A 14,510-nucleotide genomic window follows, 5' to 3' on the forward strand; every position below is an offset into this window, starting at 1 on the left:
AAATTTTCATTATTTTAATCACCTAATTACTAGCATTATTATCTAAATTTTTCAAAAGCAAAGTAAGCTCGCTAGCTTTTTTTGGATCCATTTTAGATAAAACACCTGAAATTTTACGCGATTCCAAAGAAAGCATTATTTTGCTTGCATCCTCTGCATCCATTTGACTTAAAACATCTGCAATGGCTGCATCTTTCATTTGGGAATAAATTTCTTTAACCCTACCTTGTGTTTTATCATTGATTGAATTTAAAATCTTTTGTTGTTCTTCTACAAGCCTTGCGTTTTCAAGCTTTAATTCTTCAATTTTTGCCAAAGTTGCATTAACCTCAGCCTCTTTTTTTTCTAAATTTTCAAGCCTTTCTTTTTGCAAAGCTTCAAAAGAGGCTTTATAAGCTTCTAAAGATTGTCTTGCTTCATCAAATTCTCTAGTTTGCAATTCAATTTGAGCTTTTCTAGCTTCAAAATACTGCTCACAATCTTGTTCAGCTCCAAAAACTACACTTGAAATAAAAACTAACAATATAAATTTTTTAATCATCTTTTTCTCCTTTGAAAAAACGACTGATTGCAATTTCATCTAAAAATTTTTCTTCAGCCTTGGCAAGTTCTTTTTGCTTTTGTTTAATTTCCTCGGCTTCTAAAACCTTCATTTTTTCATAATCTAAATGTGCTTTTTGATATAAAAACTGATAATGATTCATTTCTTTTTTAGAAAGTTCTACTTTCTCCTTAGCTCTTGCCAAAGCCTCGCGTCCTACTTGTGCCATACTTAAATTCGATCTTAACTCTGCTATAGATCCTGATTTTGGCAATACGCCTAAACTTTCACACTCTTGGCGTGAAAGTTCATAAGCTTTTTCATGTTCAAGCTGTCTTTGTTTGGCTTGATTAAGATTTGATTCTGCTTTATCAAGTTGTTGTTTTCTTACCTTTACAACAGAATTATATTTACTTTTCATAAGATGATAGTATCATCTCTTTCAGGGCTAGTAGAAATATACTTTACCTTAACCCCTGCAAGCTCTTCAAGTCTTGCTATATATTTTTTAGCATTTTCTGGCAATAAATCATAATCTTTTATACCAAAAACTTTATCCCAACCATCCATTTCTTCATAAATAGGTTGAACATTTTCTAAATCACTTGGTATATAGTCGATTTCCATACCCTTATATTCATAAGCACGACAAATTTTTATCTTTTCAAAACCATCTAAAACATCAAGCTTCATCAAAGATAAAGCATCAAGACCATTAAGCCTTGCTGTATATCTTACAGCAACCGCATCAAACCATCCACAGCGTCTTTTGCGTCCCGTGCTTACGCCAATCTCTTTTCCAATTTGCGCAATTTTTTCTCCATCTTCGCCCTTATCCTCAGTAGGAAAAGCTCCATTTCCCACACGCGTTGCATAAGCTTTTACAATACCTATAATATTTCCCGCTTCTTTAGGATTTAACCCAAGTCCTGTTAAAGCGCCTGCTGAAATAGTACTTGAACTTGTAACATAAGGATAAGTTCCATGATCAATATCAAGCATAGAGCCCTGAGCTCCTTCTAAAAGTACTCTTTTATCTTCATCTAAAGCCTTCCAAAGCATTCTTGTAGTATCTGTAATATAAGGAGTTAAAATTTCATTAAAACGTTTTAAATCAGCAAGCAATTCTTCAGCACTTGGAATTTCAATTTCAAGCATTTCAAAAAAAGTTTTATTAGCTTCAAAATCTTTTATCAAAGCCTCGCAAAGTCTTTGTGGTTCTAAAAGCTCTCCAACTCTATGTCCTGTACGATTAATCTTATCTGCATAAGAAGGTCCTATACCCTTACCTGTTGTTCCTATGGCATTTTTGCCTTTGAGCTTTTCTTTTGCAATGTCTATTAAAGAATGATGTTTTAAATTTAAATGAGCTCTATCGCTGATATATAATCTACCTTTTAAATTTTCAAATTGAGCCATTTCAGCAATCAATACTTCAGGAGAAACCACAACTCCATTTCCGATAATATTAATACATCTTGGATGCAAAACTCCACTTGGCATAAGATGAAGCGCATATCTTACACCATTTACCCAAATCGTATGTCCTGCATTGTGTCCACCTGCACTTCTGCAAACAAAATCATAATTTTCACATAATTTATCAACTACCTTACCTTTTCCTTCATCGCCCCATTGAATGCCGACAATAATATCTGCTTTGCTCATAAAAATTTCCTTGATTTTACTTAATATTGGCGAGAAGATGAGAGAATCGAACTCCCCAAAGAATAGTCAACTATCCTTTCATCTGATTTGAAGTCAGTGGCGATCACCAGATACGCTAATCTTCCAAAGTGATAATTATAGCGATTTTTAATGAAAAACAAAATAAATTTATCAATATTCTTTTTGACTTCATATTAAATTTAAGCTATAATCTCACTCTTTTTTAGCATCAAGTTTTGATGATTACATTTTTAGGATCTTTCTTTGAATTCTTTTAAACAAAAATATTTAATCAATTTTTGGGACAATTCCCGTTCTATGATTGCACTTGGAATTTTAAGTGCAGTGTATTTTGGGATTTTTGGTGGCGTTTGGGCTGTTACTGGAGAAATGACACGTTGGGGTGGCGAGTTTTTAGAGCTTTTAGGTATGAATTTAGATGGATATTCTTATTACCAAAAGCAAAATTTAAATGGAACCCCTTTAACAAGAACTGATGGTATTATGCTCATAGGTATGTTTATAGGTTGTTTAGTAGCCGCACTTTTAGCTAACAAAGTCAAATTTCGTCTACCTGCTAGCAATATAAGAATTTTTCAAGCAATAGTAGGTGGAATTCTTTCAGGATATGGAGCAAGACTTGCATTTGGATGCAATTTAGCTAATTTTTTTACAGGTTTACCTTATTTTTCTTTACACACTTGGCTTTTTACTGTTTTTATGGTTTTAGGAATTTATCTAGGAGTGAAAATTTGCAACACTTCCTTTTTTAAACCTAAAGCTAAATTAGAACGTGTAAATAAAGAAAACTTGCCGTTAAACAAGCAAAGTTTGCGTACAAAATTATATTTTAACTTAGGCATATTGCTTTTCATAGCCTTTTTAGTTTGGGTGTTTTATCTTGTTTTTACAAATGGCAATATCAGCACACAAAACAAACAAAGTCTTCTAGCTTTAGCACTGATTTTTGGTTTTGTTTTTGGCTTTGTTATTTCTAGAGGGCAAATTTGTTTTACTTCTTGCTTTAGAGATTTATTTTTATTTGGTAGAGATAATGCTATAAAAGGCGCATTAATCGGTATGATTATCGCCTCTTTAATCGCTTTTGCTTTTATCTTGCAAGGTCATACTAGCAAACTCATAGAACTTTCTCCTGCTGTAGCTGTGGGAGCATTTTTGTTTGGTTTTGGTATAGTTTTTGCCGGAGGTTGCGAGTGTGGTTGGACTTATCGTGCCTTTGAAGGACAAAGTCATTTTATAATAGTAGGAATTGCAAATATAATAGGAACTATGATTTTAGCTTTAAGTTATGACTTTTTACCAAAAGCTTTTAAAGAAGGTATAAAAATCAATCTTTTAACTGAATTTGGCAATTTAAATGGATTTTTTATCAACCTTATTTTATTCATCTTAATGTTTGTTTTTGTAGTATTTTACAAAAAACACTTTTTTAAAAATCAACTTAAAGGATAAACAGTGAAAATTACTTATAGTTTAAATTTACAAGGTGAAGCTTGTCCTTATCCTGCTATAGCAACACTTGATGTCTTACCTAAGCTTAAAAGTGGAGAAATTTTGGAAGTGCTTTGCGATTGCCCACAAAGTATCAATTCCATACCTCAAGATGTAAAAAACCGTGGTTTTAAAGTGCTTGAAATCGATCAAAGTGGACCCACACTAAGATTTTTAATCCAAAAGCCTTAAAAAAGGCTTTTATTCTCAAAGCTCTTTTAACATCTTTTCATAAGCTGCCTTAGTTCCAGATCTTACATTTGTAAACAAACTTGCAATAATAATCACCACCGAAGCTACTAAAAACCCTGGAACTATTTCATAAAGACCTGAATTTGCAAAATTCTTCCAAAGCACCACAGTAGCAGCTCCTGTTATCATACCTAAGATCGCTCCTACTCTTGTCATCCTACTCCAAAATAAAGAAAAAAGCATTACAGAACCAAAAGAAGCTCCAAATCCAGCCCATGCATAAGAAACTATACTCAAAACACTTGAGTTTTTATCAGTAGAAATCAAAAACGCTATTACAGCTACCAATAAAACACCTAATTTACCTAAATTTAATACAATATGACTTGGTGCATCTTCTCTAAAAATCTTTTTATAAAAATCTTCCGCTATAGTAGAACTTGAAACCAGCAATTGTGAACTTGCCGTACTCATAATAGCCGCTAAAATAGCACTGAGTAAAATACCTGCTATCCAAGGATTAAATAAAAGCTGCGACATCACGATGAAAATCTTTTCAGGATCTTGCAAACTTAATTCAAATTTATGCACATAAGCTATACCTAAAATACCTATCATACAAGCACTTAAAAGACAAACCGCCATCCAAGCAATACCTATAAAAGTGGCCATAGGAATATCTTTAGTAGAACGAATCGACATAAAACGCACTAAAATATGTGGTTGACCAAAATAACCCAAACCCCAAGCAAGTGCAGATATAATGCTTACAATTCCTACTCCTTCGCCCATAGATAAAGCTTGTGGCTTTATTTCTCTTACTATATTCATCGCTTCACCAAAACCACCTAAATGATAAAGCATAACCAAAGGTACAATAATTAAAGCCATCATCATTAAAAGCCCTTGTATCATATCCGTCCAACAAACCGCCTTATATCCACCTAAAAAAGTATAAGCAACAATAATAATCGTTCCAGTAGTTAAAGCATAATCGTATCTGATACCAAAAGTACTTTCAAAAAGTTTTGCTCCGCTTACAAGCCCTGATGAAACATAAAAGGTAAAAAATATCAAAATTACCACCGCACATACAATGCGCAGTATATGTTTATCATCATCAAAACGAGTTTCAAAATAATCAGGAATAGTCAAAGAATTTGCAATCACACTGGTATAAATTCTAAGTCTTTTTGCCACAAAAATCCAATTTAAACTAGCTCCTATAGTAAGCCCAATTGCAATATAAGAATCTATAAAACCACTTACATATAAAGCTCCTGGTAAACCCATTAAAAGCCAACCACTCATATCAGAAGCCCCTGCGCTAAGTGCAGATATCACAGGCCCCATAGTACGCCCACCTAGAAAATAATCCTCTGAATTTTTATTTTGCTTATAAAAATAAAAACCTATATAAAGCATTAATAAGGCATACACTACAAACATCACTGCTATTGGGGTATTAATTTGAACCACTTCCATCAATCTCTCCTTGATCATTAAGATATTGCTCTAATGCCTAAATTTCCATAACGATGAAAAGATATACTTAAAGCTTTTTCATTAAAATAATTTAAAAGTTCAAAACGACCATTTAATAATGGCTTTTCTCTTATAATGATTTTAGCAAGCTTTGCAGCCTCTTTATAAATCTCATCATTTACATCTGGCTTTGCTAAATAACGCACTCTTTCATATTCTTTAATACTCTTGATAAAATTTTCTTTATTTTCTTTTAAAAACAATACTTTTGCTCCTATGCTTTGAACAATTCGTTCTATCATACTAACATCTTGTTCATCATAACTGATACTTAGATCAATATTTGCAATATTTGCACCTAAAACCACACCTAAAACATCTTTTAAGCTTTCATTTCCACAAAGTCTTAAAACCATATTCTTTATTTTAGTATAAGAAAAAAGATTATCTTCTCCACGAATATTGACATAATCTTTTGAAACACTAAACTCGTTTTTATAATGATAAGCATAAGATTGAGACATTTTAATTAAATTGTTTATAAAATCTTGTGCTTCTTTTAAATCTATTTGTGCTAATTTTTTTGAAAATTTATCTTCAATTAAATGATCATCAAAATCTTCTTGCTTAATCTCTAAAAATTGAGTGATATAATTATAAATTCCCACTTTTCTACCCAAACCTATAGCTGATTTTTTAATCCCACCAAAAGGTTGACGCAGCACTATAGCCCCTGTGGTTGGTTTATTGATATAAATATTTCCTGCTTCTATGTGAGTGTGAAAATACTCCCATTCTCTTTCATCTAAGCTTTCAAAACCTGCAGTTAAACCATAACCTGTGGAATTTACTATATCAATAGCTTCTTTTAAGTCTTTAGCCTTCATCACACTTAAAATCGGTACAAAAAGTTCATTCATATGAGTAAAATCACCCTTTTTAGTGCCATATTTTATGCCTGGAGTCATCAAATAAGGATTATCCTCTAAAAACTTAGGTTTTAATGCCCATTCTTCATAAGGTTGTAATTCATCTAAGGCCTTTTGAACTTTAGAACTTGGCTTATCAGCTAAAGTACCTAATTTATTTTTAAATTCAAAAGGATTGCCCACTGCCATAGAACTCGCAGCATCCACTAAAGTCTTTTTAAATTCTTCATCATGATAAACCTCTTCTTCTAAGACTAGCAAAGAAGTAGCTGAACATTTTTGACCGCTATTGCTAAAAGCAGAATGAATGATATTTTTAATCGCACTATCACGATCAGCAAATTTAGAAATTATAGTCGCATTCTTTCCGCCAGTTTCAGCACTTAAAAGCAAGGTTGGATTAGCTTTTAACATAGCATAAGCAGTATCCTCTCCTCCTGTAAGAATTGAAAATTTAATCGCTTCATCAATAAGTAAATATTTAGAAATATCACTTCCTTTTGAAGGTAAGAAAATCAAAGCATCTTTTGGAATACCCGAATCCCAAAAACACTTACAAAGCATATAACCTGTTAGAGTTGAAAGTGAAGAAGGTTTGTAAATCACCACATTACCTGCGGCTAGTGGTGCAGCTATAGTACCTACTGAAATTCCTATAGGAAAATTCCAAGGAGCTATGGTAACCCCTATACCTTTAGGTGTGAATGTAACTTTTGGATTTTATTTTTTAAGCTCTTCTAAAGAGTGCGGATAAAACTCTATAAAATCAATAGCCTCGCTTACTTCAGGATCGATCTCTAAAAAGGTTTTGCCCACTTCTAAAGCTGCCAAACCTATCAAATCCCCTCTTCTTTCTCTCATCAGTTTTGCACTTTTGGCTAAAATTTGATAAATTTCATCATGACTTTTTTGTGTAAATTTGGAATTTTTAGCTACTTCTAAAGCTTGTTTGATTTCTTTTTCTCCTGCTAAATAAGCCTTTCCTATAACTCTATCTTTGATCTTATCTTTAACTTCTAAAACATTTAAATTTTCTGCTTTAAAATCAAGTTCGCCTATAACAGGATAAACATCATAATCTTTTAAATTTTCATATTTAGTTTTAATTTCTTTAGCCCACGCTCTATTTTGTACTAAAATAAAATCCGTATCGCTTTCATTGCTAAATTTTTTACTTTCATAAGAACTTATGATATTTGATTCTTTATTTCTATCTTGCTTACGATGTGTAGTATTATCAAGAGTTTTTATGCCTTCTAAAGATTTTAAAAAAAGTTCTTTTTGGATATTCCAGTTCTTATCTCCTACTTTAAGATTGAAAAAATAACGCATAAAATTATCTTCACTTGTATTTTCATCAAGGCGTCTTACAAGATAAGCAATGGCATTGTTAAAATGTGCTTCATCGCAAACTGGGGCATAAAGGATTAGATCATGCATTTTAGATAATTCATAAGAACATTGCAAACTCATACCTTCAAGCATTTCAAAAGTAAAAGAATCCAAAGCACCCACTTCACTTATGCGTGTATAAGCATAAGCAATCTCAAAGATATTATGACTTGCAATTCCTATGTTGATGTATTTATAATTATCTCCTTCAAGAATAAAATCAAGCATTTTATTATAATTACTATCAGTATCTATTTTTTTGTAAAAAGTAGGAAGCTCCCAACCCCTTTGAGACGCAATGGTTTCTTCACTTTCCATATTAGCACCCTTAACAAAACGGATCTTAATAGGCTTCATACCTTTTAAAACCCTCTCTTTTGAAAAAGCAAAAAGTTTTTTAAGATACTTATAAGAATCAGGAATATAAGCTTGCAAAACAATCCCTGCTTTAATATCAAATTTAGCCACACTTTCCATAAAAGCTGCAACGGTGAGCTCTAAATCCCTAAATTCTTCCATATCAAGATTGATAAATTTAGATACACCTTGTTTTTTCTCTTCTTCTAAGGCTAAAGCATAAAGATAATCTAGTCTTTTTACGACCTCTTCTTTAGAATAATTAAAATCTATAATATTAATTTGTGAAAAAATAGTAGTAATTTTTATGGAAATATAAGTGATATAGCTTGATTTTAAGGCTTCTTCGTATTTTTGCATACGATATTTACTCTCAGCTTCACCTAAAACCTCTTCGCCGATTAAATTCACATTTAAGGTAATTTTATCTTGCTCTTTTCTTTTCTTAATATGTGGTTCTAAAACACTAGGATTTGCATCTAGAACCATAGCTTTAGTATCTTCTCTTAAATGTTTGACAAAAAAAGGTACACTTAAATTAGGAGCAAATTTGCCAAAATTTAAAAAGCTAAAAAGTAGGAATTTTTCAAAAGTGCTAAAAAAATCCGCTATGCCATATTTACTCAAAGTATATTCTATAAGCTCAAAACTTGCATTTTTATCTTTACATCTAAAAGAACGATCTAAAAGCTCTATAAGCATAACTTTATTTTTGGGATTATTAAGAAGTTTTTGCATTTTAGCATGAAATTCTTTTTCAGAATTTGAAATATTGGCTTCTATTTGTCCTTGTAATTCTTCAGCTAAGGCTAAAGCTTTTTGTATCATTTCGTATCTCCTAAGATAAAATAAATTTTAATAAATAATATATAAATAAGATAAAAAATAATATTTTAAATCATAGAAAATGTATAAAAAATGATAAAAAAAATTTTAATGGGTATATAAGTAACAAAAATTAAGAAATGATAATATCATTTTCTTGCTTATTTACAACCTTAGCAATAATTTTAGCTTGAATATTTTCATCTTCTAGTTTTTTTAAACATTCTAAGGAATCTTTTTCACTTATAGAAATTAAAAGTCCTCCTGAAGTTTGTGGATCACAAAGTAATAATTTTTCTTCATTTAAATCAGGGGTAAGTTCTTTTATAAATTCTAAATTTTTATAAGCTCCAGCAGGAATTAAACCCATATTAAAATACTCTTTTACTCCATCTAAAAAAGGAAGTTCACTTTCAAAAATTTCAAAAGAAATATTTTTATTTAGCATTTCTTTTAAATGTCCTAAAAGTCCAAAACCTGTAACATCACTCATGGCACTTGGATGAAATTTAAGAGCAATTTGACTGGCTTTATAATTTAACTCCATCATGTTTTTAAGCATTATATCTAAATGTTTTTGATTTAACATTTGCGCCTTTAAAGCTGTACTTAAAATTCCTGTTCCTAAAGGCTTGGTTAAAATGATACAATCTCCGATTTTAGAAGTATTATTAGCAATAAATTTACTAGGATGTACTTTTCCTGTAACACTAAGTCCAAAAAAAAGCTCGGTGCTTTCTATAGTATGGCCACCCACGACTAAAGCATTACATTCTTTAACTTTATCATTTGCACCTTCTAAAAGCTCTTTTAAGATGTTTAAATCATGATTGCAAGTATCAAAACCTACTATATTTAAGGCATTAATTACCTCTGCACCCATAGCAAAAACATCGCTTAAAGCATTTGCTGCAGCAATAGCACCAAAATGATAAGCACTATCTACTATAGGAGTGATAAAATCAAGCGTTTGCACCAAAGCTAAATCGGGACTGATTTGATATACGCTTGCATCTTCATTATTTCCGATATCACTAAGTAAAGCAGGAGTTTTTTGCATGAAATTTAAAATTGTTTTAAGACCACCCGGGCTTAATTTCGCTGCTCAGCCTGCTGCTTTAACAAAATGCGTTAAATTTTGATTTTTATATTGCAGTGTTTTTCCTTATAGAGTAATGATTTTTGCTTTACCAAAAAGCTCGTTTAAAATTTCATAAGCATTGCCTATATTTCCTATTTTAAGTTCTTTGCTTTTATTAAAAAATTCTAGACAAGCTCCACAACTTATGATCTCAATACCTAAATTTTCAAGTTCTTTCATAGCTAAATGTGCTTTATGATTTTCATCAACATTGATTAAAACACTTTCATTTACGCAAAGAATTTTACTTGGAGCATGATCTAAATTTTTTAAGGTACTTAAAAATCCTACAAGTAAATTTTGTCCCAATTCACCCTCACCCACTTTGTCGGTTTTTAAAAATAAAACATTATAATCGTGAATATTTACTTTACTAGAATCAAAATTCTTTTTTTGTACTTTGATGCAAAACTCTTGTGCATTTTCATCTACAACAGGGTTTAAATTTAAAGAGTTAAGAAATTTTACAACATTATTTTTTGAAATAATAGAATTTAAAACAATTTCTAAAATTTCATTTTCTTGAAGTTTTTCAAGAGCGTTTTTTGTTTCAACTATAGGCTGAGGACAAGATAGATTGCGACAATCAATTTTCATTATTTTTCCTTGATATTAGCTTTGAAAAATAATATTATTTTATTACTTGTTTTGTGTTTAAAAATTTTAAATAATATAGAAAAAATTTAAAAGCTCAAAAATGAGCTTTTTTAAAATCTTTTTTTATTCACATCTTCAAGAATTGCCGCAGCAATTTGATTGACTTCATTTGTTATATTATTGGTGACATTTGCAACTTCGACATTTTCCTTAGTTACAGTTTCAAGTTGTGCTATAGCATCGTTAATCTGTGTGATTCCTGCTGTTTGTTCTTTTACAGATTCTGCTACTTCATTTACGCTTTGAACAAGTATATTAATATTTGCCTCGATTTCAGATAAGGATTTTCCTGTTCTTTCCGCAAGCTGTCTTACCTCATCTGCAACAACTGCAAAACCACGCCCATGTTCTCCAGCACGTGCAGCTTCAATAGCTGCATTTAAAGCAAGAAGATTCGTTTGCTCAGCGATATCTTTAATCACATTGACAATATTTTTTATATCATCAGCTTGTGAAGCAACCTCAACTGTTTTTCCACTTACATTTTGCATAGAAGAATTAATCTCCTCCACAGCTGCAGCCGATTGTTCTAAAGAACTCGCTTGTGCATTAGAGCCATCAGCAAGTTTTTGCATAGAATTTTTTAACTCTTCTGACTGATTGGCTAAATCTTTAGCAAAATTTGAAGAAGCCAAAAGCATCTTTTTAATTTCTTTGCCTAAAATATTAGTTGTAATCTCAACTTCACCTTTAGCATTAAATACTTCTGTACTAAAATCAAGAGCCTTATAACTATCAAAAACTCTATTAATTTCATTCATATTAGAACCAATTTTACTTTGTAAAACATCAAGCATCCTATTAAGAACATTTTTAAGTTCTACTAATTGAGGATTTATAGGATTTTTAGTAATTCTTGCAGTTAAATTACCCTTTTCGATTTCTCTAGCAGTTTGCACCGATTCATCTACAGCATTTTGATCTTGTTCTAAAGATATTTGAATCTTTTCAATATTTTCATTTATGATTCTTCCCATTGCTCCTAGCTCATCATTAGCACGAATTTCAATAGCCTTAGGTTCAATTTTTTCATGATTTAAAAAACGGAAAAATGATTCTAAAGAACTAAGAATCACAGGCAATCTAGATGCGACAATTTTTCTTACGCAATAATAAACCACTCCTAAAACAACAAAAATAAAAATAAAAGATGCACCAAGAATAATTAATTGTAATTTTTTTAAGGGTTTAAATACTGAATATTTAGGAGCAGTTACCAAAACTGCCCAAGAACTATCTTGCACTTTAAAACTATTAATCGCAGCATAAGAATCATCACCATCAGAAGCTATATAGTTAAAAACTCCATTTTTTCCTTCACTTATGGCCTTATAAGTTTCTTGTGCACCTTTATTAGGATTGATATCTTTTAAATTTTTTAAAACTAGATTTTTATTTGGATGTATCGCCATAAAACCATCTGAATTTAAAAGAACTCTTAATTCACCATCATATTTTTGACCTTTAGGGTCTAAAAGATAAGTAGCAATATCTGAAAAATCTAAAGTCATGCCTATGACACCTACAACTTGATTTTTTCGATCAAAAATAGGCATAGCAACATTTACAGCATCAAAATCTTGACCTTCTAAATTCATCTTAATAGGACGGCCTATATATACTTTATTTTCCCCATATTTTGCTTTTTTTAATATATCTTGCACAACTTGCAGATTAGCTATTTCATCACTAGCTTGTATTGCTTTTATTCCGCCTTTATTATCCTTTTCTTCATCAGCGTAAAGCATAACAAATTTTCCACTTTGAGTATTAAAAAATTTACTCTCTTCTTTAAAGTATTCTGGCGGATCAATAAGATATAAATAAGTAAAATTAGAATAAGCACTATTATCAAAAGTATTGGTTATAATATTTGTTATATTGTCTATATCTAAATCTTCTTTAGAGGTTGATCTAAACATTTCTGTTAAAGTACCTGAAATACTTTTATTTAAAGCGATCATTTCCCCAAAAATTCCTTGAGTTTGAGTAGCATATTCTTTCGTGATAGAAGCAAGAATATCTTCTGTATTTTTGGTAATATTTTGACTTACTTGTTTTGTGATTAATGAAATTAAAATAACAAGTCCAATAACAACAACAGCTGCCACAGAAAAAATAAGTTTTAAACCTATATTTAAAGATTTAAACATCTTATAACTCCTAAAAAATAAAAAATTTAGATTCTAATTTTAACATATTTTTAAAAAAATAATATTAATTAATTATAAAAAAATTATGTATTAGTATTTTTTGATAGAAGATTTATTTTTTTCCTTTTAAAAACAATTCTTTAAAGCGTTTATTAGCGTATTCTTCTATGTCTTTTTGCAAAATAGAGTAATTTTCCATCAATTCCATAGCTCTAGGAGTAAGTTTTGTTCCTGATTCTTTAGAGCGTCCTTGTCTTGTGCTAACTAAATTTTCTTGAGAATTTTTTTGTAAGGTTTGTAAATGCATCCAAGCTTTTTTATAATTAATCCCCATAAGTTTAGAAGCATGTAATAAACTACCTGTTTGTCCGATAAGTTCTAAAAGTTCTGTTTTTCCTCGACCAAAAAGCAAATCTCCATCCGCATTTTCAATCCAAGTTTTTGTTCTTACTATAAATTGCTTACCTTTTTTTTCTTTAAAACAACCAAGTTGACAATACTTTACATCAACCTTATAAGTTTTTAAAGCTGAACGCATACTTTTAAGTCCACAACCTTCTTTAGCAATATCTCTTGCATCTTTACAAAAAATTCTACGCTTTTCATCTAAACTAGGTTCTATTTTTTTAAGCACTTCAATCTTTGCTTTTTCAAAATCTAAATGTCCAAATTGCCCCAACTCGCAATTATCAATTCTCATGTGATTTTCATCGGCTAATTGTCCGATTTTTTCTATATTTATATTAAATTTCTTTGCAATTTTAAAAGCCGTACCACAATCTAATTTTTCATTGCTATTTAACAATTCTCTCATATATGAGATGATTTCTTTTTCTTGATTTTTATCCATGAATTCTAAATTCTCCACTATAAATATTGATCTTATTTTCTCTAGCAAAACCACAAAGCGTTAAATCAAATTTTCTTGCTATCATAACCCCTAAACAAGTAGGAGCCGTGCGTGAAACAAGCACTGGAATTTTATGCATAACTGCTTTAGCTACCATTTCAGAACTTAGCCTTCCACTAACCATTAAAAAACATTGACTTAAATCAACCCCAGCTAAACGTGCTTTTCCTAAAGCTTTATCTATGGTATTATGTTGAGCTATATCTTCACCTATAAAAAAAGTTTTCTCATCTACAAAAAGCTTAGCCGTATGCACACAGCCTGTTTTCTCGTAAAGCTCGCATTGAGTATAAAAAGTACTCATTTGTTTTAAAATTTCATCTTTGCTAAATTTTGCATCAGAACTAATTTTACTCGCTTCAATAGCTTCTGGATCGATATTGGCAGTATGTGCTCTACCGCAACCACTTATAACTACACCTTCAGCATTAAGCTTTGCTAAATTTTCTTTATCAATCTTTGCTTTAATATGCACACTCATACCATCATCTTTTGTTTCTATGCTCTCAATATCGCTTACTTTCGCAATGATATTTTCACTCATTAAATATCCTATTGCTAATGCCTGTTCATCTACAGGAGTTGCCATTAAAGCACCTACTTTTTCATCATTAATAAAAATTTCAAGCTTAATTTCACGCACTAAAGTATCATTGCATGTAAAAGATTCATCACCTTTATATTTTAAAATTTGAGTTGTAAATAACGGATCCATACCTTATCCTTTAAATATCTTTAAACAATATTA

The 14,510-nt window shown here is 30.7% G+C and carries 11 protein-coding genes, 1 tRNA gene and 1 pseudogene; 2 read left to right on the forward strand and 11 right to left on the reverse strand.

Going from position 1 to position 14,510, the window contains the following annotated elements; translation table 11 throughout:
* Positions 1–22 precede the first annotated feature (22 nt).
* The 4 genes from FBF21_RS07820 to FBF21_RS07835 all read right to left on the reverse strand — a co-directional run bounded on the left by FBF21_RS07820 (position 23) and on the right by FBF21_RS07835 (position 2,334).
* Positions 23–541 (reverse strand): MotE family protein, encoded by a 519-nt coding sequence (locus FBF21_RS07820; RefSeq protein ID WP_002851265.1) that lies wholly within the window; start codon positions 539–541, stop codon positions 23–25.
* A complete protein-coding gene (locus tag FBF21_RS07825) occupies positions 534–962 on the reverse strand; it encodes a flagellar export protein FliJ (RefSeq protein WP_002797496.1) in 429 nt (142 codons plus the stop codon). The genes FBF21_RS07820 and FBF21_RS07825 overlap by 8 nt, the downstream gene beginning before the upstream one ends.
* On the reverse strand, positions 959–2,209 hold the full coding sequence (locus FBF21_RS07830; protein ID WP_002855302.1) for an adenylosuccinate synthase: 1,251 nt from the start codon (positions 2,207–2,209) through the stop codon (positions 959–961). Before FBF21_RS07830 ends, FBF21_RS07825 begins: the two co-directional genes overlap by 4 nt.
* Positions 2,210–2,236: 27 nt before the next feature.
* Positions 2,237–2,334: transfer RNA gene (locus tag FBF21_RS07835), tRNA-Sec, on the reverse strand.
* Positions 2,335–2,473: 139 nt separating this feature from the next.
* Here FBF21_RS07835 and yedE point away from each other — a divergent pair.
* Together yedE and yedF (FBF21_RS07845) are read left to right on the forward strand one after the other, a co-directional pair.
* Positions 2,474–3,682, forward strand: coding sequence for a selenium metabolism membrane protein YedE/FdhT (gene yedE / locus FBF21_RS07840; protein ID WP_002851361.1), 1,209 nt, complete (start codon positions 2,474–2,476; stop codon positions 3,680–3,682).
* A gap of 3 nt (positions 3,683–3,685) precedes the next feature.
* Positions 3,686–3,913, forward strand: a complete 228-nt coding sequence (yedF, locus tag FBF21_RS07845; RefSeq protein WP_002851188.1) for a sulfurtransferase-like selenium metabolism protein YedF — start codon at positions 3,686–3,688, stop codon at positions 3,911–3,913.
* 15 nt (positions 3,914–3,928) lie between these two features.
* On the opposite strand, the gene putP is transcribed toward yedF (FBF21_RS07845), so the two are convergent.
* From putP to fdhD, 7 genes and pseudogenes are all read right to left on the reverse strand, one after another.
* On the reverse strand, positions 3,929–5,398 hold the full coding sequence (putP, locus tag FBF21_RS07850; protein ID WP_002851539.1) for a sodium/proline symporter PutP: 1,470 nt from the start codon (positions 5,396–5,398) through the stop codon (positions 3,929–3,931).
* A gap of 17 nt (positions 5,399–5,415) precedes the next feature.
* Positions 5,416–8,904: pseudogene (locus FBF21_RS07855) on the reverse strand (proline dehydrogenase family protein).
* Positions 8,905–9,034: 130 nt separating this feature from the next.
* Positions 9,035–10,057 (reverse strand): selenide, water dikinase SelD, encoded by a 1,023-nt coding sequence (gene selD, locus FBF21_RS07860; RefSeq protein ID WP_079254328.1) that lies wholly within the window; start codon positions 10,055–10,057, stop codon positions 9,035–9,037.
* 9 nt (positions 10,058–10,066) lie between these two features.
* Complete coding sequence (yedF, locus tag FBF21_RS07865; protein ID WP_002860696.1) at positions 10,067–10,639, reverse strand: sulfurtransferase-like selenium metabolism protein YedF; 573 nt, start codon at positions 10,637–10,639, stop codon at positions 10,067–10,069.
* 110 nt (positions 10,640–10,749) lie between these two features.
* On the reverse strand, positions 10,750–12,852 hold the full coding sequence (ccaA, locus tag FBF21_RS07870; RefSeq protein ID WP_002858883.1) for an aspartate chemotaxis receptor CcaA: 2,103 nt from the start codon (positions 12,850–12,852) through the stop codon (positions 10,750–10,752).
* Between the two features lie 112 nt (positions 12,853–12,964).
* The gene (locus FBF21_RS07875; protein ID WP_168985470.1) at positions 12,965–13,702 is read right to left on the reverse strand and encodes a winged helix-turn-helix domain-containing protein; all 738 of its coding nucleotides are present in this window, start codon (positions 13,700–13,702) and stop codon (positions 12,965–12,967) included.
* Positions 13,695–14,477 carry a formate dehydrogenase accessory sulfurtransferase FdhD gene (gene fdhD / locus FBF21_RS07880; protein WP_002858885.1) on the reverse strand — a complete coding sequence of 261 codons (783 nt, stop codon included), beginning with the start codon at positions 14,475–14,477 and terminating at the stop codon, positions 13,695–13,697. Before fdhD ends, FBF21_RS07875 begins: the two co-directional genes overlap by 8 nt.
* Between the last annotated feature and the right edge of the window lie 33 nt (positions 14,478–14,510).

It is taken from the genome of Campylobacter sp. CFSAN093238 (assembly GCF_012898015.1).
In the GTDB taxonomy this organism is placed as follows: domain Bacteria; phylum Campylobacterota; class Campylobacteria; order Campylobacterales; family Campylobacteraceae; genus Campylobacter_D; species Campylobacter_D jejuni.